This window comes from Glaciecola nitratireducens FR1064 (assembly GCF_000226565.1).
GTDB classification, from domain to species: domain Bacteria; phylum Pseudomonadota; class Gammaproteobacteria; order Enterobacterales; family Alteromonadaceae; genus Glaciecola; species Glaciecola nitratireducens.
The window spans coordinates 2,214,110-2,233,643 of the sequence record NC_016041.1; the positions used below are offsets into that span (position 1 = coordinate 2,214,110).

11 protein-coding genes are annotated in these 19,534 nt (G+C 42.7%); 5 read left to right on the forward strand and 6 right to left on the reverse strand.

The genetic code is table 11. The features are described 5' to 3' along the window. Window positions 1-147: 147 nt before the first annotated feature. Together GNIT_RS09570 and GNIT_RS09575 are read left to right on the forward strand one after the other, a co-directional pair. Window positions 148-1,191, forward strand: a complete 1,044-nt coding sequence (locus GNIT_RS09570; RefSeq protein WP_014108993.1) for a LacI family DNA-binding transcriptional regulator — start codon at window positions 148-150, stop codon at window positions 1,189-1,191. A 449-nt stretch (window positions 1,192-1,640) separates the two neighbouring features. Further along, window positions 1,641-4,556 (forward strand): TonB-dependent receptor domain-containing protein, encoded by a 2,916-nt coding sequence (locus GNIT_RS09575; protein WP_014108994.1) that lies wholly within the window; start codon window positions 1,641-1,643, stop codon window positions 4,554-4,556. Between the two features lie 502 nt (window positions 4,557-5,058). Here the strand turns inward: GNIT_RS09575 and GNIT_RS09580 are convergent. Continuing rightward, window positions 5,059-6,522, reverse strand: coding sequence for an MFS transporter (locus GNIT_RS09580; RefSeq protein ID WP_014108995.1), 1,464 nt, complete (start codon window positions 6,520-6,522; stop codon window positions 5,059-5,061). Between the two features lie 287 nt (window positions 6,523-6,809). On the opposite strand from GNIT_RS09580, the gene GNIT_RS09585 reads away from it, so the two are divergent. Further along, window positions 6,810-8,342, forward strand: a complete 1,533-nt coding sequence (locus GNIT_RS09585) for a tryptophan halogenase family protein (protein WP_014108996.1) — start codon at window positions 6,810-6,812, stop codon at window positions 8,340-8,342. Window positions 8,343-8,526: 184 nt separating this feature from the next. On the opposite strand, the gene GNIT_RS09590 is transcribed toward GNIT_RS09585, so the two are convergent. From GNIT_RS09590 to GNIT_RS09605, 5 genes are read right to left on the reverse strand one after another with little or no spacing between them, the layout of a single operon-like run. Then, a complete protein-coding gene (locus GNIT_RS09590) occupies window positions 8,527-11,085 on the reverse strand; it encodes a glycoside hydrolase family 31 protein (protein ID WP_014108997.1) in 2,559 nt (852 codons plus the stop codon). Continuing rightward, entirely contained in the window at window positions 11,082-13,085 is a 2,004-nt protein-coding gene (locus tag GNIT_RS09595; protein ID WP_014108998.1) for an alpha-amylase family protein, read from the reverse strand. The genes GNIT_RS09590 and GNIT_RS09595 overlap by 4 nt, the downstream gene beginning before the upstream one ends. A gap of 9 nt (window positions 13,086-13,094) precedes the next feature. Next, window positions 13,095-13,247 (reverse strand): DUF5989 family protein, encoded by a 153-nt coding sequence (locus tag GNIT_RS18210; RefSeq protein ID WP_014108999.1) that lies wholly within the window; start codon window positions 13,245-13,247, stop codon window positions 13,095-13,097. Between the two features lies 1 nt (window position 13,248). Then, window positions 13,249-13,686, reverse strand: coding sequence for an SxtJ family membrane protein (locus tag GNIT_RS09600; RefSeq protein WP_014109000.1), 438 nt, complete (start codon window positions 13,684-13,686; stop codon window positions 13,249-13,251). Between the two features lie 5 nt (window positions 13,687-13,691). Then, window positions 13,692-15,608 carry a carbamoyltransferase family protein gene (locus GNIT_RS09605; protein ID WP_014109001.1) on the reverse strand — a complete coding sequence of 639 codons (1,917 nt, stop codon included), beginning with the start codon at window positions 15,606-15,608 and terminating at the stop codon, window positions 13,692-13,694. A gap of 199 nt (window positions 15,609-15,807) precedes the next feature. Between GNIT_RS09605 and GNIT_RS09610 the strand changes: the two genes are divergently transcribed. Continuing rightward, on the forward strand, window positions 15,808-17,694 hold the full coding sequence (locus GNIT_RS09610; protein WP_014109002.1) for an SGNH/GDSL hydrolase family protein: 1,887 nt from the start codon (window positions 15,808-15,810) through the stop codon (window positions 17,692-17,694). Between the two features lie 5 nt (window positions 17,695-17,699). Continuing rightward, window positions 17,700-19,523, forward strand: coding sequence for an SGNH/GDSL hydrolase family protein (locus tag GNIT_RS09615; protein ID WP_014109003.1), 1,824 nt, complete (start codon window positions 17,700-17,702; stop codon window positions 19,521-19,523). Window positions 19,524-19,534: the final 11 nt, after the last annotated feature.

Below are 19,534 nucleotides of genomic sequence, written 5' to 3' on the forward strand. Positions count from 1 at the left end.
GGCTATTTTTTTCAGGAGTATATCACTTTGAAGCTAATACAATAGCCAGAATTTTGCATTTTCGCTGGGCTATCATGCAAAGAATTTGAACTTGCGGGCTTGAGTAGTGTATAAACGGTGTAATGAAAAATAAGAATTCCTGCATAAATGAAGAGTAAAGCAACCTCATTTGATATCGCGCACATGGCTGGTGTATCTCAATCTACTGTCTCACGAGCGCTGAGTGACAGTCCATTGGTGAATAAAGAGACACGAGAACGCATCAAAAAGATTGCACAGGATCTTAACTACAAGGTTGATAAAAACGCGAGTAATTTGCGAAAGCAACATAGCCAAACCCTTGCATTGCTGCTATTTGAAGATCCTACTTCGGATGATTCACTCATTAATCCTTTTTTCATATCAATGCTTGGAAGTATCACAAAAGCAACCGCTGCTGCCGGATATGACCTACTCGTCTCCTTTCAAAATATGAAGGATGACTGGCACGCTGTTTATGAAGACTCCAATAAAGCTGACGGACTTATTTTGTTAGGTTATGGCAGTTACACCGACTACGAATACAAGCTATCTCAATTGGAAGAACAAGGAACCCGTTTCTTGCGTTGGGGAGCTCCTGACAAGAAGCATCCCGGCATTTCGATCGGTTGTGATAATTTTTTAGGTGGCGTGGAAATAACCAAACATCTAGTAAGTTTAGGACATAGAAGCTTTGCGTTTATTGGCCAAGCCGATGAGAGTGCGCCAGAGTTTAAAGGCCGCTTTGATGGATTCATGACGGTTATTGCACAAGCTGGATTTGATACTTCAAAAGTCGTGCAAAAAAACGCTATTTCAACGGAGCTGTCTGGTTACAAAGCAGCCATGGAAATACTGGAGGGTGAGCATCCAAATGCGATTGTTTGCGCTTCAGATCTTATTGCAATGGGAGCGATTAGAGCCATTAGAAGCAAAGGCTTAAAAGTTCCTAGAGACATTGCAGTTGTAGGGTATGACAATATCCAAATAAGTCAATTTGCCTCTACCCCACTGACAACGGTTCATCAAAACACCCAAGTTGCCGGTGAATTGCTGGTCTCAAATCTGCTAAAGTTGATACACAATGAGCCAGTAACAGATTATTTGATGCCACCTGAATTGATCGTGCGTGAATCTTGCGGGTGTGGTTTTATTTCATACAAAAATAACTAGTTATGGTTTGTCAATTTGCTCGATCAGAACTAACGCTTAAGTCAGTATGATAATTTTAGATTTTTAATCTTCTTGAGGCTATAAGCTCAAACTGCGTGTAGTCCCCAGCCCCAAAACCTTAAAACTAATAATTTAAAAATTAACTTACTATTAAAAGTTTGTTTACAGTTTAATTTATTTTTTTTGATTATTATTTGAATACTGTTGCAATCGGTATTAAATTCAGGCAGCGTTTTGGGATGCATCGCGCAACGTATAATGAGGCAGTTCCGCTTGTCTCTTTACAGCCGTTAACAAAACGCGCGAAGTTGTTTTAGCAATGAAGAGAGTTGACCGACCAGTAAATTTTACTGTAAACTTTTTGCGTGCACTCTAATCGCATAGAAAACTAAATAATAAAAATTACGGCTTTTAAATAAGCCGATAAAATTTGTAAATAGGGAACAATAATGTCAACGACGAACACAAGAAAACTACATAAGCTATCTGCTGGTGTGTTGCTAGCGTTAGGTTTATCATCTGTTAACACGGTTTACGCGCAAGAAACTGACGCAACCGCTAGTGAAGAACAGGTAATCGAAAAAATTTCAGTAACTGGCTCGCGCATCAAGCGTATAGAGTTAGCGACTCCCGCACCGGTATTGAGCATAGGTTCAGAGGAAATCACCCGTTTGGGCGTTCCTGACTTAGGCCAAATATTATCAGAAATTCCAGCAATCGGTGCTGGCTCGACTCTGATCGGCAATAACAACAGCAACGCTAACGCAGGATTGAGTGCTGTCAACTTGCGTAATCTAGGAGCAGGAAGAACCTTGACCTTGGTTAATGGTATTCGCCACGTAGCAGGCTCTCCTGGCTCTGCAACAGTTGATACTGGTGCCGTTCCAATCGGTCTTATTGATCGTGTAGATATCGTAACCGGTGGTCGTTCTGCGGTTTACGGTTCAGACGCGGTATCTGGCGTTGTAAACATTATCATGAAAGATGATTTCGAAGGCTTCCAGTTCAGAGCAGATACAACTCAAGATACTGAGGATGTTGACTACAGCACGCATGGTTTCAGCGTACTTGCAGGCGCAAACTCGGCAGACGGCCGTGCTAACGTAACTTTTTTTGCGGCTCAAGATAATATCAAAGAAGTATTATTACCACAGCTTCAGCAAACTAATAACTTTTCAACTTATGCCAACCCTGAAAATACGGGAGAAGAAGACGGCATTCCAGATAGATTAACGGCCCCATTTGGTGGTTCTGAACTTATCAACGACAACACCGTTATCAATCCTTTCGGTGGCGGTCCGCTAATTACGTTCACTGATGACGGCACTCCAATTGACCAGGTTAGTCGTACATTTACGAACAGTTTTGCGTTCGGTATTTTCGACCAAGAGTATGATTCAGTATATTATTCAGAAAACAATGAAAACTATATCCCAGACCAACAAACTATTACGTTAGCTACGACATTTAGATATGATCTTACAGAAAACGTTCGCTTTTATGGCGAAGCGAAATATGTAGACAAAGAAATTGCGCAACAGTTTCAATCATCATTTAGATTTGGCACTGACGCGATAAGCGTTACCGATAATGCGTTCATTGACGCTGGATTACAGCAAAGACTGCTTGATGGTGGTCAGACGACTGCTACGATTGCTAGATTTTTCGGCGATGTTGGATTCAGAACGGCAAGCAACGACAGAGAACTATTCAGAGTTGTCAGTGGATTCAAAGGCGACTTCGAACTTTCGAATACCGTTGTTGATTACGACGTTTTTTATACGTACGGCGAGACATCAAACACACGCAAAACTTTGAATGACTTGATCCCTGGAAACTTCACCGCAGCATTAGACTCGGTAATCGATCCAGACACAGGACTTGCGGCCTGCCGAAGCTCAGTGCCTAGTGCTCAGCCAAGCGGTTACGTTAGCCCAGCTGATGTAAACCCTGGTTCATGTGTCCCATTTAACCCGTTTGGCTTTGGGAATTCTTCTGCTGCGGCGCAAGACTACATCACAGGTGACGTAACGCGTACTGACGTAATCTCACAAGAGGTTGCAGGTGGGTACGTTAGCTTCGATTCTGAGGAATTGTTTAGCTTACCAGGCGGACCAGTCGCGATGGTTTTGGGCTTCGAAACACGAGAAGAGAAATCAAGCACAATTACTGATGAGTTTACTAAAGCAGGTTTTTTTACGAATGCCGCAACACCTGACGCCGACGGCGGATATGACGTTGACGAATATTATGTTGAATTACTGTTTCCAATCCTAAAAGAGACGTTCTTAGCTGAACAACTCGACCTTGAACTGGCATACAGAACAGCTGATTATAGCCACGCTGGTTCTGCTGATGCTTGGGGTGTTGGTCTAATGTGGTCTCCTATGCAAGACCTCACCATCAGGGGTTCAATCGGTGAGTCTGTAAGAGCGCCAAACATTACAGAAGCATTTGATCCACAGTCACCTGGTTTTGCTAACATCAGTGACCCTTGTGACAACGACAACATCGGCAACGACCCTGACAGAGCTGCTAACTGTGCTGCACTTGGCATTCCTGCTGGTTTTGAAGCGAACGATAACGTTAGTATTGACGTGTTCAGTGGCGGTAACCCAGACTTGCTGTCAGAAGAATCTACTTCTAAAACGGTTGGTCTTATTTATGAGCCATCGTATGTTGAAAACCTAAGCTTTGTTGTTGATTGGTATAGCATTGAAATAACTGATGCGATTACCTTCCTAGGCGCACAAACTATTATAGATAATTGTGTAGATTCTGCGGCTGGCCTTGACCCTATATTCTGTCAACAAGTTGATAGAAACGGTACCTCTTTGGATATTGATTTAGTTCGTTCAGGGTACATCAATGCCTCTAAACTTGAGACACAAGGCGTTGAGGCTCAAGTAAGATATAGAACAGACTTAGCAATGTTTGATTTGCCGGGTGAAGTAAGCTTTAACTTCTCTGCTACGCATTTAAAACAGCTTGATATATTTGAGTTCCAAAACCGTCCAGACGAAATTAATGCGGAGCGCGGTGAGCTTGGCGATCCAATGAATCAATTCCGCAACAGCATTAGCTACAGACTCGACGACCTGAACGTGAATCTTACGACAAGATACATTGATCGTTCTGCGCGTATTGCTGTTGGTACCGATATTGCTGAAGATTTATCTCCAGCTTTTATTGGATCTATTGTGACTCACGATGTGCAAGCTAGCTATACGCTAACTGACAACGTTACCCTAGGGTTTGGTGTTCGTAATATCGGTAATAAGCTACCTTCAGGCGTAACTTTAAATCCATTGTACGATTTGCTAGGTCGCCGTATTGTCGCAAATGTGGTCGTCAACTTCGATTAATCAGCTTTGTTTAATACTCTGATGTAAAAACGATAGAGTAAAAGCTAAATAACGATAATGACAAGTAGTTATTTGCAAATGAACTACAATAAACCCCTAAAAGTTAAGTGAGACTTTTGGGGGTTTTTATTTAGTTTACAAACTAAGCGCTCAATCTACTGTAAAAATAAATACAATTAAATTTGATAGAGAAGCATTAGAATTTAATTTCAAAATTGACTGTCTGCCGCACACAAAAGGTATGTAGACACAATTAGATTATGTAACTAGGCCAGTGCTTTCCTCAATGCGTTAAAAACCCTCAAAATTAAGTGAGTTAAATATCTTTTCTACTTAATGAGGTCTTCTATTGTTGTATTAAGAATCATCAAACTGCTTGTTGAGTAGGTTGATAGAAAAGAGATTTATGTTCTTTGAGCTGCAGGAATGGTTATCTTGCAAACACAGGCGGAATGGGGTTTTCCACCTATGTTGATTTCTACTTTTGTTGAATGAGGTTTTCCTAAAGCCTGGTAACTTGAACATGCTCCTTCACTCTAAATACGGCAAATCCTGCAATTATCATAGCAACGCCAGACACAACAATAATGTTTACGGCCTCATTGTCGAATGCATATTTAAGAATAAATCCAGCCGTTAAACCGCAAACAATTTGCGGCATAGCGATAGTAAAATTAAAAATCCCCATGTAAACGCCGGTTTTATCGGCAGGCAAAGCACCTGCTAGCATTGCATATGGCATAGCTAAAATAGCAGCCCAAGCGATGCCGATACCGACCATTGGTAATACCAAATTGACAGCCCCGGCAGGTACCGTAACCTGTGTAATAAGCAAATTAACGGTAGTGGGCGTCAGGTCTTGGAAAAATAGAAAACTGATGTAACTGATACCGCCAATGAATAACGAGCCGGCGTAAACGACTTTACGCCCAATTTTGTCAGCTAACTTTGCCAAAACGACTGAAAATATGGCGGCAAACAGGGAATAGGCTGCGAACAAGATCCCGACCCAATCACCCGCTGCACCTTTGGCTGCAATTATCGATGCAGGCACGTCAACAGAATTTAGATAAACGGGATCGAACCATTTCACTTCTACCCCCCAAATGTGCTGGGTAATTGCGGGCGTTGTATATACCCACATAATAAACAGCGCAAACCACGAAAAAAATTGCACGACGGCGAGCTGTCTCATTGTATCTGGCATTGATTTCATGAGCCTAAAAAACTCGGATAGCTTTTGGCCTAAGGTTTTTTGGACTGCTAGCTCCTTTTCGACCAGCTCTGCGTCCAATCCTTTATAAGCATAGTAGTCTTTAGGTTTATATTCTTTGGTTCTAAAAACGGTCCATAGCACGCTACCCAATAAGACTGTAGCGCCTATGTAGAAAGCCCAAACAACAGATGGCGCCACGGCACCGGCTTTTGCCGTGTTCTCTAAACCAACAACATTGGTCAACACAAAAGGCAGAATTGAACCGATTACGGCCCCCACATTAATGAGAAGTGACTGAATTGAGTAGCCTGAATTGCGTTGCTCAGCAGGCACCATGTCAGAAACTAAGGATCTAAATGGCTGAAAGCAAACGTTAAAAGAAGCATCCATCAATGCCAGCATCAATACGCCAAAAATCATAGGAGCAATCAGCGCCACAAACAATGACGCGTTTGGCATCAAAAACATACCCACGGCTGCGGCAATCGCACCCGCTAAAATAAACGGTCTGCGGCGACCTAGTTTGTTCCATGTTCTATCTGAAGCTGCGCCAACGATAGGTTGAACAAGTAGGCCCATAATCGGTGCAACTAACCAAAAGAAAGAAAGCGAATGAAGATCGGCGCCTAAGTCAGAAAGGATTCGACTGGCATTGGCATTTTGCAAAGCGAAGCCAAACTGTACTCCCAAAAAACCGAAGCTAACAGTCCAAAGCTGCCAAAAGCTCAACCGGGGTTGCTGTTTCTGCATAAATTACTCTTATTGTTGTTATTGTTATTGTCGTGTTTATCGTTTTAAGCAGTATCGCGAAGACCAAAGACAACAGAAGTGTTATCTGACCGACAAGCTAAACCCATGTAAACTGTATGTTAATTAATATAGCTAGTGTAACGTCATCATATATAAATGACTATCCAAGTGCATACGTATTCAGGCCGTATTGCTAAGTGTTTTCACCTCAAAACCAAACGAAGTCATGTATTCCTTGTTAATATTTGGTAAATTTTACACATAATAAATTGATTACAAAGATGACAATGAAAAAACTGCTAATTTTGGGAGGTGGCACTGCCGGTTGGATGGCAGCAAATATGCTGAATCACTATTTCACAGAAAGCAAAGTCATCAATCCAAACCAAAAGAGTTGGCAGATTACACTAGTAGAGTCACCACAAATCGGAATTATTGGCGTAGGTGAAGGCTCAACACCTCAATTAAAGAAATTTTTTGACCTGCTTGGGATCCAAGAGTCCGAATGGATGCCCGCTTGCCACGCTACTTACAAAAATGGCATAAGTTTTCTGCAATGGAGTGAACACCAAGCAACTAATCGCTACTTTCATCCTTTCCCCTCTCCTTTTGACCGACAGACAGCCTCGGCTTTTTTATATCACTGTCAAATGCGCTCAAGAGGAATGGACGTTCCGGTTAATCCTGATGACTTCTTCCTGTCAGCTAAATTAGCTCAGCTGAATCGAAGCCCAAAACCCTTGTTAGGAAAACCACAAATACCGCTAAATTACGCTTATCACTTCGATTCAGCAAAGTTAGGCGCTTTTTTATGTCAGCGCGCTGTTAATAGAGGCGTAGTGCATATTAACGGCAAAATGGAACGTGCAATACAGGATAAAGATAAAAGCATGCGAGCAATTAAACTAGCAACAGGTGAAACACTGGATGCCGACTTATTTATCGATGCAACAGGTTTTAACTCATTGTTGTTACAGGGAGTGTTAGAAGAACCATTCGACTCATTTGACAGCAACTTATTTAACAACAAAGCCGTAGCGATACCTTCTACAAGTCAAAAAATCATTCCTTCTGAAACCAAAGCAACTGCGCTTTCTGCTGGTTGGGCTTGGCAGATACCATTAACTAATAGGACAGGAAATGGTTATGTATATAGCGATCAGTATTTATCACCAGAGCAGGCCGAAGAAGAGCTTCGACGCCACATCAATTCAAATATAGCTGACGAGAGCGAAACCCGAAGCGAAGCAAAACACCTTAATATGAAAGTAGGTCAAGTGCAGCGCCACTGGCATAAAAACGTCGTTGCCGTTGGGCTATCGCAAGGCTTTATAGAGCCATTGGAGGCTACCGCACTGCATCTCGTGCAGGAAACGATTCAAAAGTTAGCGGCTAGTTTGACAGATCCCTCTTTTGATTCTGAGCAAGAACGCATTAAGCTCAGGTTCAATGAAGCAATAAAAAGGCGCTTCAATGGCATAAGAGATTACATTGTGTGTCATTACAAAATGAACACTAGAACGGACTCGCAATACTGGGTCGATAATAGAGAAAATAACAACATTTCGACACAATTAGCCGATGTTATCGACACTTGGCGCTCAAAGAAAGATATTGCTGCAGTGTTGGAACAGCATCAAATGACCCACTATTATCCAGTTATTTCATGGTATTGCCTGCTAGCAGGGTACGGTTCCTTCGCACCAGCAACTTCTCCAAACAAACTGCCAAGCAGCAACATGAAGCAATTAGCGCACTACATTATGCAAAACGCATCTCACTTTGCCCCGCACAATGAAAGTTTAGGAATAAGCACGTAAATCATGGATTTTGTGTTACCAACTTACAATACAAACAACAGTCCTTGTTGTTTGTAAAGTCTCTGCGCTCAGATGACAGCGCAGAGCTTAGACAACAGCGATGAGTTAGGACATCAGTCTTAGCATCAACAAATGGATACTTCAGCTTAATAAGCAAAGTAAAGCACTCTCAGCAACAATGCTCTTAGAGTAAAATTTTCAATTGTAGCTCTGTCTCAAGAATTCCCTTCACTCGAATAAGCTGCGTTTTTTGGTCCCAGTATGCCCCGCTTGAAATATGTTCAAAATCATCAGCTTCTTGCAATTTTATAGATCTACCATTTACCATTAAATCTCGGGGCTGTTTTTCAACGCCATGCACAACAAAGGTCATTTTTCTATGCTTCGGTGACCCTTTGTAGGCCCCTTTAACCGACACTAACAAATCAAGCTCTTCAGCATTTGAGGTTAATGCTAAAGCTGACGCGAAGTTGAGCGTTTGATAATTCTGTGATGCTATGGAATCTGCGCTTTTTCCATCATCATCGAACATCACATATTGAGACAGGGTCACAGAGCTATCATGATAGTAATGAACGTTTAATTCCGCACTATCATATTCGGTGGTGTTTCGCATATTCTGCGCCATCGGCACAAATGCACCGGCTTTCACTAAAACAGGGATCTGCTCGAGCGTTGACTCGATAGTAAGGGCCTTGCTGGTGTCACTGAGGTTGGTGTATTTAACATCATTCCAGTAGTTAAACCAAACCCCTTTTGGCAAAGCAATTGTAGCCTCACTAAGGCCTGGCTCTGTGATAGGCTTTACCAAAAACGCATCTCCCCAAAAGTAACTGAGTGCGTTATCAATATCAGCGCTAGCGGTATTAAAGAATGTCGGCCTCATCATAGGGGTGCCAAAGAGCGAATTTTCGAAAGATAGAGAATAGTTGTACGGCAGCATGCGATAACGCAACTTTACAAATTCACGCGTAATGTCTTTCGTTTTTTGGTCGTGAAATATAGGCTCTGGGGCAATGTTGTCTTGCGCATGCGGTCGGTATACAGGTTGAAAAACGCCGTATTGCAGCCAGCGAATATAGAGCTCAGGGTCGAATGTTTCACCGCCAGCAAAACCACCAAGATCGGAGTGTGTGTAAGCTAAACCAAACAGACTCATTTGCAGGGCTAGCTCCACTTGTGGTTTCAAACCGCCCCACTCTCGCGATACATCGCCCGTCCACGGGATCATGCCATAACGTTGACTGCCCAGAAAACCAGAACGCATCATGATGAAGGGACGCTCATTAGGATGCAGTTCAGTTTGACGTTCATATACCATTTGCGCCCATTGATGACCGTAAACATTATGAATTTCATCGCCCGTTACAAACTTACCGTCCAATAAATGCAAGCTATCTTTTGGGTGCACCTCAGGCTCCCCTAAATCACCCCACCACCCCGCAACACCTTGCTCGTCCAGAGCAGCATAAAAACGCCAAAACCAATCTTGCGAGGCTTCATTGAAAACATCCACTAAACCTGTGTTTCCAAAATAGAAGTCAAAGCGCCTTGGACCGCCGCCAATACTGCGCGCCAAAGCGTCGCTTTCAACGGCTGAATCCCACTGAGATGATGTTGATAAAATGAAGGGCTCGGTGATTAAGATGGTCTTTACCCCCTTATCATTGAGTGTTTTGATCATTTTTTCTGGCTCTGGAAAGGCAGCTTTATCCCATTGTAAATTGCCCATATGGCCCTTAATATCAGGTCCAAACCAATATAAATCTAACACTATTGCATCAACTGGAAAATCTTCAGCTAAAAAAGTATCGATGGTATCGAGGGTTTGCTTTTGTGTCTTGTAACCAAATCTCGACGCGTAATTACCCAACGCCCAACGTGGAGGTAGAGGTTGTTTTCCTGTCACATCAACGAAATTAGCTACTAAGTCGGCGTAAGTTGAGCCAGAACTAATGATGTATGACGTTCTTCCTGCCTCTGCTTCAAATTGTAAAACATCGCTTTGAGTGTGGCCGATATCGAGGAAACCAGAGGCGCTATTGTCAAATCCGATGGCATACATATTGGTAGACATCACGGCAGGCAAACCGTAATACATCTGCGACGACTCAGTGGTATAACCATAGTGCGCTTTATTATACAAAGGCAGGCGATGACCACGCCTATCCATTCCTAAAACACGTTGCCCTGCGCCCATAATTTTTTCATCGTCTTGCAGGATAAATCGAAAACCACGCAGAGTATCAAAATGAAATAGACCGGCTTCCTCCGCAATAAGTAATTTACCGCCGCGGTAGTAGCTGATAGAAAAAGGAGAGATTTGCAGACGGGCAGTCAAATTCGCAACCGAAAACTCAAGATAATCGTCAAATGAGCTCAACTTAGCATCTAAATACTGGCGTTCAGTAACCCCTTCTGCCAATGCAAACGAAGGTAATTGCTTCACGTTTTCTGGCTGATAAAAAATTTCAAACGACGCATCATTGATTGCCGTTATTGTTAAATTACCGGTCGATAGCGTGACATGCAAAACTTGTTTTTGTTTTTTGGCATCTTTAAGTTCAACAAGTTGAAGATGTTCCTGTCTGCTTTCTTCAACGCTCTGACCCGTTCCCTGACTTGCATATGGAATACTATTTTTTGCCTCTACGCTGCCAGTGTAGAGGGCACTAACATTTAGAACAAAGCCAAATAGCAGCCCAAGCATCAGTTGACTTGATAAGCTGTGTAGGCGTTTCATTTCAATTGTTCCTTCAAGTTAACTTCAAGTACAACCGACTGTAGTCCATTTAATTGAACACTCACAAAAGCATCAGAACGTTTCCTGGCAACCTGCATTTCATATGCAATACCATTCAGTAAATCGTTTGCTGCGTAGGCTCCCTCGCTTACTTGCCACTCTGTTAACAGCGAAATTGGCAACTTAACTGTTACCGTCGATAAGTCGTCTTCACTAAAATTACTTACCACGATTAGCGCCTTATTCTCAGTCCACCTGACAAATGCAAATTGTGCATTTGAATATTCATTCGTGCTGTCAACTTGTGCACTTGTAACGTTAAATGAATGCAAGCTTTGATATTTTCCAAGCATAGTTGGATGATTTGCAGAAATGAGCATTACGCGTTCATAAAACGCACGTAGTTGTTTTTCAAACTCTGTCGATTGACCACCATCGAACTTACCGTTGTTCATGTACCGCTGATGAGCAGGTACCCCAGCATAATCAAATATCGTGGTTCGTGATGGATCACCAAAACCCGTTTCCTCTGAACCATCCTCGCCCACATCTTGCGCAAAATAAAGCATCGTTGGTGACTTGCTGATTAAGGCAGAAACCACCATTGCCGGCTTGCCTTTCTCAGCACTGCCTGCAAATTCATCGCTGGCAATGCGCTGTTCATCGTGATTTTCAAGAAAGTGCAGCATGTGTAGCTCAATATCAGCAAGGGACAATTGAATATCTTCTAGAGCTTGAGCATCGCCCTTTCCTTGCATTAATAATTTGAGCGAGTCGTAAAACTCTACCTTGTCATACAGGTAATCCATTTTGCCAAGCTGCAAATACTCACGATATAAGCTCGGGTTATATACTTCGGCCAATAAGAATGCATCCGGATTCTTTGCTTTAATCGATGAGTTTAGAAAGGACCAAAACTCAACCGGCACCATTTCAGCCATATCATAGCGAAAACCATCCACGCCTTTATCAAGCCAGTAATGCACTATTTGCTCAAATTTAATCCATGAATCGGGAACGGATTTATCTTGCCAAAAAGCAGCGTGCTGACTCAGTGATTTATCCGCATATTCCTTCGGTAACCTATCAAAATCGTAGCTACCGTCTGGTTTTACACCGTAGTTCACTTTAATCGTTTCATACCAATCGTTAGCACTAGGTTGCGATTCACGTGCACCATTTCCCGTCCATTTAGCAGGCATTTCAACAAATTTACCATCCGATAAGGGGTGCGCTTCGCCGCCCAATGGTTTATAGCCATTTTCGCTTAACGGCACTTTGAATGCTTCGCCAACCACATAGTAAAAATTATTATCGCGTGCATATTCAAGATCTGTGTTGTCGTTTTCACCAAAATCACTGACGCCCTCAGGCTTACTTAAGGACTCATAAGCGCGTGCAACATGATTTGGCACAATATCAATAATGACTTTTAACTGCTGTTCGTGAGTGCGTTCGATCAACGCTTCAAACTCGGCGAGTCTATTTGCGGGATCATCAGCTAAATCGGGGTTAACGTTGTAGTAGTCTTTGACTGCATAGGGAGAACCCGCGCGTCCTTTCACCACATCAGGATCATCGAGCGTGATACCAAGCTCTTTATAAACATTGTCTGTGTAATCATTAACAACGGCGTGATGAGGAACACCGGTATACCAAACATAGGATGCACCAAGTGCCTTGATGCTTTGCAATGCTGCTGCATCAAAGTCGCTAAACTTACCCACGCCATTTTCCTCTAGCGTTCCCCACGGCTTATTGGTCTCATTTGTGTTTCCAAATAAACGAGTGAACACTTGATAGACCACTGGTTTACCCTCACCTTGCGCCGCGTGAGGATGAGTATCGATAATAGTTTGCTGTGTGTTTTTCATTTGCTTTGTTTCGCTTGTATTATTGGACGCCTGCTGCGGGTCTGATGGTGAACAAGCACCCATTACAATGACCGAACATGCGAGGGCTAACAAGGTGCAAAAGTGACGTTTGCGGATAGAAGACATGCGATATCCCTAAAATAAGGTGTAAATAAAAGTAGCAAGTGATGACTGCTGTGTCGCCACAACAATACCGCCCAATAAAGCCAGAATAATAATAATTGGCAACAGCCAAAGCTTTTTACGTACTCTTAGAAAAGCCCATAAATCTTGTAAAAATTCAGTCATATTAAAAAGGTTCCTCTAAGCGTTTCTTATCTTTTCTAGCATCCGTGTGTGTTTGCTTAACCCAGTTGCTCTGATTGTTTACCTGCTTTTTATACTGTAATTTGCCTAATGCCTTCATGATCAGTCCGATAGGTGTTATTACAATATAAAAAACCAGTCCTAAAATTAACCTTGTGTTAAACCATCCCAAAACAGAGGCAATGATCATCCAAACATAATAAGGGTAGTAAATGCCTTTTGGATAAACGGCATAAAGTGACATCAATACACTGCTGACTGCGAGAGGCCAGTATGCCACCGCATGATTGAATAGCCACGGTAACAGAAGCGTAAATACGAAGGGAAAGGCAATTGACATAGTTAATGCAAATGAGCGCATCGCTCTCGTGTCATTGCTATTAGCCAGCGGTAACATCACGTTTTTCAGCCTATTTTTCATGTCTATTAATCCTTATCGAAAGTGATGTTTTTTGCAGCCTGTATTTGTTCATTTGGCTGTTCTGCCTTTAAAAGCACCACGTTTTGCATCACCAATACATCCATATCCGTGGCCAAAAAACAGCGTATAGCATCATCAGGACTGCAAACGGGTGGCTCACCTCTGACATTAAAAGAAGTATTAATGACCATTCCAACGCCCGTTAGACGCTTAAACTCGCTGATAAGGCGATGAAATTTAGGATTAGTTGTTTTGTGAACGGTTTGTACTCGCGCTGAATTATCAACGTGAGTTATAGCTGGAACTGAACTTCGGATTTGGTGCAGTTTCTCTAGTCCTTCCAGCTGAGAATTTTCTAATTTCAAGCAATGCTCGTTTCTAAGGTCGGCAACCATCAACATATACGGGCTAGCAGCTTCCATGTCGAACCAGTGACTCAAGTCTTCACACAAAACGGCTGGTGCAAAAGGTCTGAAAGACTCCCGCTGCTTGATTTTAATGTTCATCTGAGACTGCATTTGCGTATTGCGGGCATCACCGATAATCGAACGATTACCTAGCGCGCGAGGTCCAAATTCCATTGCATCTTGAAACCAACCGACCACTTTTCCACTATCAAGATAGGCTGCAATTTGGCTGAACAATGCCTCGTCCTCAACGACAGAGAAAGGCAGTGACTTATTTTTGCAGGCGAGCTGGGCCTGTTCAGAGCTGAACTGACAGCCCAAATAAGCACCTTTCATGTGATCACGTTCTGCAAACTCACCTGATGCTTTATTAATCTCTAACAACTTTTTAGGATTTTGATAATACTTATGCCAAACTTGTAATGCTGCACCAACGGCACTCCCCGCATCGCCAGCGGCAGGTTGGATCCATATATGTTTAAACGGTCCTTCTCGGCTCAAGCGACCGTTGGAAACGCAGTTAAGAGCAACGCCGCCAGCCAGACAGAGGTTTTCACAAGCGGTTTGCTGATGTAAATATCCTGCTATTTTCAACACAATTTCTTCGGTAACAACTTGAATAGAGCGCGCTAGGTTCATTTGTTTTTGTGTTGTCTCACTGTCATAAGGGTGAGCTGGTCCATCAAACAAACGATGAAACTTTGCATTTGTCATCGTTTGACCCGCAGCATAGTCAAAATAATCCATGTCCAGCGAAAAGCTGCCGTCATCTCTTATATTGACTAAGTTCTGCTTGATAATATCAACGTACTTTGGCTCACCGTATGGCGCTAAGCCCATCAATTTATATTCGCCACTGTTTACTTTAAAGCCACAGTACTGGGTAAACGCCGAGTAGAGTAAACCAAGAGAATGTGGAAAATGGATCTCAAATAAAGGGCTTAATTCACCCGATATACCGCGCCAAGCTGAGGACGTAGCCCACTCGCCTACACCGTCCAAGCATAGCACTGCTGCGTCATCAAACGGACTTGGAAAATAGGCAGCCGCGGCATGTGACTCATGGTGTTCACAAAAAAGTAGCTGCGGCACTTTGGGTTTTTTCTCTTTGTTTACTTCATCGAAATAAGATGTGCCGTTCGCTTGAGCCCGCTGCTCATGAATTAACTTGCGCAGTTCGGTGCGCAGTACCGATTTCAAATACAGCTTCTCTTTTAACCAAATAGGCATAGCGCGCAAAAATGACAAAAAACCGCGTGGCGCTGTTGCTAAATAGGTTTCAAGCAGTCGCTCGAACTTTAGCAGAGGTTTATCGTAAAACACCACTGCATCGATATTCTGCAAGTCGGTATTGGTGCTCTGCAAACAATATTGAATAGCCTGCGCAGGGAAATCAGGGTCATGCTTTATGCGACTAAAACGCTCTTCTTGCACTGCGCATTGAATATCACCATCGACTATTAGCGCCGCAGCGCTGTCGTGATAGAAAGCTGATATCCCTAAAATTTTTATCATTTGGCCGGTTCTGTTTACAAACGAATCGTTAGTTTACTGATATTTTTGGTGTGAACTAGTCTAAGCCCAGTATTTAGCCAGTTTTTCGCACCGAATACGTATGCAACAATCCATTTACATGATTTTTACGCTTATTTTAGGATAAACTGACAGCAACAAAGACTCACTAGATTAAAAATACGAAGGTGCTTTAGCAAATATGTCGGAAAACACGAAACAAAGTCCAGGAACGAGTTCCAGTGTTGATCAAAAGCGCCCTGTTTTTTATGTGATTGCTATTTTGTTACCTTTCGTATTGCTGCTTATACTTGAAGGTCTATTGCGCATATCAGGCTTTGGTAAGGAGTATCCTTTATTTGTTCCATCGAACTACAGTCAAGACTATTTGCAAGCAAACCCCGAGGTAGTAAAACGTTTCTTTCATCAAGCAAAATTTGCTCCGCCTGTCGGCCCTGACACCTTTTTGTTTCAAAAGAGTAAAGATCCGGACAGCATTCGCATTGTTTTGATGGGTGGGTCAACCGCAGCCGGTTTTCCATACGGTCGTTTCGGCTCCCCTGCTGGTATGCTGAATCAACGGATAAAAGCACAATTTCCAGATAGTCATGTTGAAATTATCTCAGTGGCAATGGCCAGCATTAATAGTTACGCGTTGTTGGATTTCGTTGATGAAGTCATAGAGATTGAACCCGATGCCGTGCTCATTTACGCAGGTCACAATGAATACTTAGGCGTGATGGGCGTAGGCTCAGTTTATGCTTCAAACGGCAGTCACGCAGCCAACTTACTATTTTTAAAATTGAAAGACTGGCGAGTTTTTCAGTTAATACAGTCAATCTACTACGCGCTCTTTCAAACACCTGTTGATGCCGATCATAGCGATGGTTCACGCACCGTTATGGCGTCTGTAGCCAAAGAGAAAGCTATTGCTTTTGACTCAGCCTTGTTTGCACAAGGTTCAGCGCAGTTTGAACAAAACTTGATGGCCATTCAGTCTGCACTACGCAACGCTAAGGTCCCTTTATATTTATCCACCATTGCATCTAATGAAATGGACTTGCCGCCGTTTTCCTCAAGCAATAATCCCGATGTAGAGCAACTTATTGACCGAGCAAAACCTCGTTCAAATAGACGAATCATTCAACAAGGAGTGACGCTTTTGGAGCGCGGCGATACATCGGCCGATCTGGCTTACGCAGTCGCGCAAGCAATGTTAGACGAAAGTGACGAACGCGCCGCGGATTTCTTTACACTGGCAAAAGATTACGATCTTCTTCGTTTTCGAGCGCCATCTTCGTTTAATCATATTATTGAAGAAATTGCAGAGAAAAGTAGTGTAGGTAGCTCACCTACATTTTTAGTTGATAGTGAAGCCGCCATCAGGAACGACTCTAGTGGCAATATTATTGGTGCTCAACATATGTTGGAACATTTGCATCCAACACCCCGCGGCTACTTTTTAATTGCAGATTCGTTTTACCGAGCCTTATTAGCTAATGGTTTCTTTAATAAGCTACCCGCGGCAAGGCGGACGATTTCAGACTCGCAATTAACCGAACAAGCTTGGCGGAATATGCCACTTTCTGTTGTAGATCAGTTGGTAGGTGAGTATAAAATTTCAACACTTACTTCTGATTATCCCTTCACGAATAGCAAAATTAATGTGGCTGCGCCTAAGAGCGATACCCCAATGCAGAAAATAGCGAAAAGACGCGTTGAGGGTGAACCGTGGATCACAACACAGCAAGAGCTTTTAGTGGTCTTGCAGCAGCAAAATAATATAAGTGAAGCAGCAAAAGCTGCTGGTCTGCTATATGATGCGTTGCCAAATGAGACCGAGGCCGCTCGCGTCGCTAGTTTGTTATATCTAGAAATAAACGAGCTTGGCTTTGCAGAATTTTACGCTCGTCGTGCGCTTGCCGATAGCATAAAAAACAAGCGAACAAACGCTAATTACTACCTCACTCTTGCTGAGGTTATTTATAAATCAGGTGATATTTCAGGTGCCGTTTCTATATTAAATGAACTGTTAGAAATTGAACCTGATAATACACGCGCCATTACTATCAAGAATCAATTGAATTAAGACGAATGAAAAAAAATCTCACAAAAAATAAGCATAGCGAGAATGGAAAGAAACAACGAGTTATCTTCTATGTAATTACGGCACTTATTCCACTCTTGTTTTTTGTTTTTCTTGAAATGGGTTTACGACTTGTTGGCTTTGGCAACTCGGCACCATTGTTTATCGAAAATCCAGCACATCCAAGTTATCAACTACCCCGCCCAGATGTCATGTCGCGTTATTTCCCAGAAAATGCGCCTAAACCTTCGGTCACCATGGAAGCTAACTTTATTCTTAAAGAAAAACCCAAGAATGGCTACAGAGTAGTTGTGCAAGGAGGAAGCACTGCGGCAGGGTTCCCTTATGGTTTAGGTGCGAGTATCGCAGGTACGCTTGATCAACGCCTCAAAGCGAGCATGCCTGGACGATATGTAGAAGTACTCAATACCGCCATGTCTGCGGTAAATAGCTACACCTTACTCGATTTTGCAGATGAAATTATTGAGCAAAAGCCCGATGCCGTATTGATTTATGCGGGTCACAATGAGTTTCTTGGGATTTTAGGTGTCGGTTCGAACTATACAGCGATGGGCTCAGGGGCAACCACTAGATGGTTTTTATCTCTAAAAGATTTCAGAATCTTTCAGTTAATCCAGCGCATTTATTTCGGACTTGCCACTCCAGAAGAATCTGGAAATACCGTAAAAAAAGGCAATCAGCTCGTTACTTTAGAAGAACAGAAAACTGGCCAACAGTCTCGCACGTTTATGGCAAAAGTAGCGAAAAATAAAGCGATTGCGAAAGGCTCCAGCGTTTATAAAGCAGGTCTCGCCCAGTTTGAAAACAATATGTCCGAACTACTCGCTAAATACAGAAAGGCAAACATTCAAGTTTATATTTCAACGATTGCGAGTAACCAAGCGGATCAAGCGCCTTTTTCTAGCCTACCGATTGAGAGTAAATTTATAGACTCAACAAATGCTTTTTTCTCTGGTATCGGAAAGATAAGCCGGCAACAGCAGCTTCGAGACTTGGGATCAGCTTCAATAACATTTTTAGAGTCAACATCAGCAGATTTACACTTTAAAATCGCTAATCTTGCACTACAGCTGAAACAAGCAAGTATTGCGAAAACACATTTTGCATTGGCACTAGAACATGACCAATTGCGCTTTAGAGCGCCGTCGGCAATAAATGACATTATTCGCAAACTGGCAACACAATATAACGCTGTGCTAGTTGACGCAGAGAGCGAGCTTGCCATTCGCAGCCCTGACGGAATCGTAGGTAGCGCGATGATGTTGGAGCATCTGCATCCAAACCTACAGGGTTATTTTGTCATTTCAAACGCATTTTATGAAGCCATTGCGGCGAACGCCAATATAAAACCGTTTACTAAGGTCAGCATAGATAGAGCGTGGAGAGAGCGCTTAGTGCTTACACAAGAGGAATACTATGGTTTTGCGACCATATTGAATTTGACTTCTGACTATCCCTTTAGCCAAAACCCAACAACACCGTCTCTGCCCAAACCAGGCGACTGGCAGCAGCAGTTGGGCTTAGACTTTTTTGTTAAAAAAATATCTTGGCTACAAATGATGGAAACCAGTTTAGAACGATACCGAAGTGACAATAATCCAACAATGATGGCTAAAGCGATACAAATTCTCGCCGATGCACTGCCGCACAACGGCTTATATAATCTACAAATTGCTGAGATCAAGTTTACCCAGCAGCGCTTCAGTGAGTCTTTGTACTATTACCAGCGTGCAAAACGCGCTGGTGCCCTAGGAGAAGCAATAGATAACAACATTAAACTAATTCAAGCTGCTTTGCCCGAGGTGAAGTAGGAATATAGAAA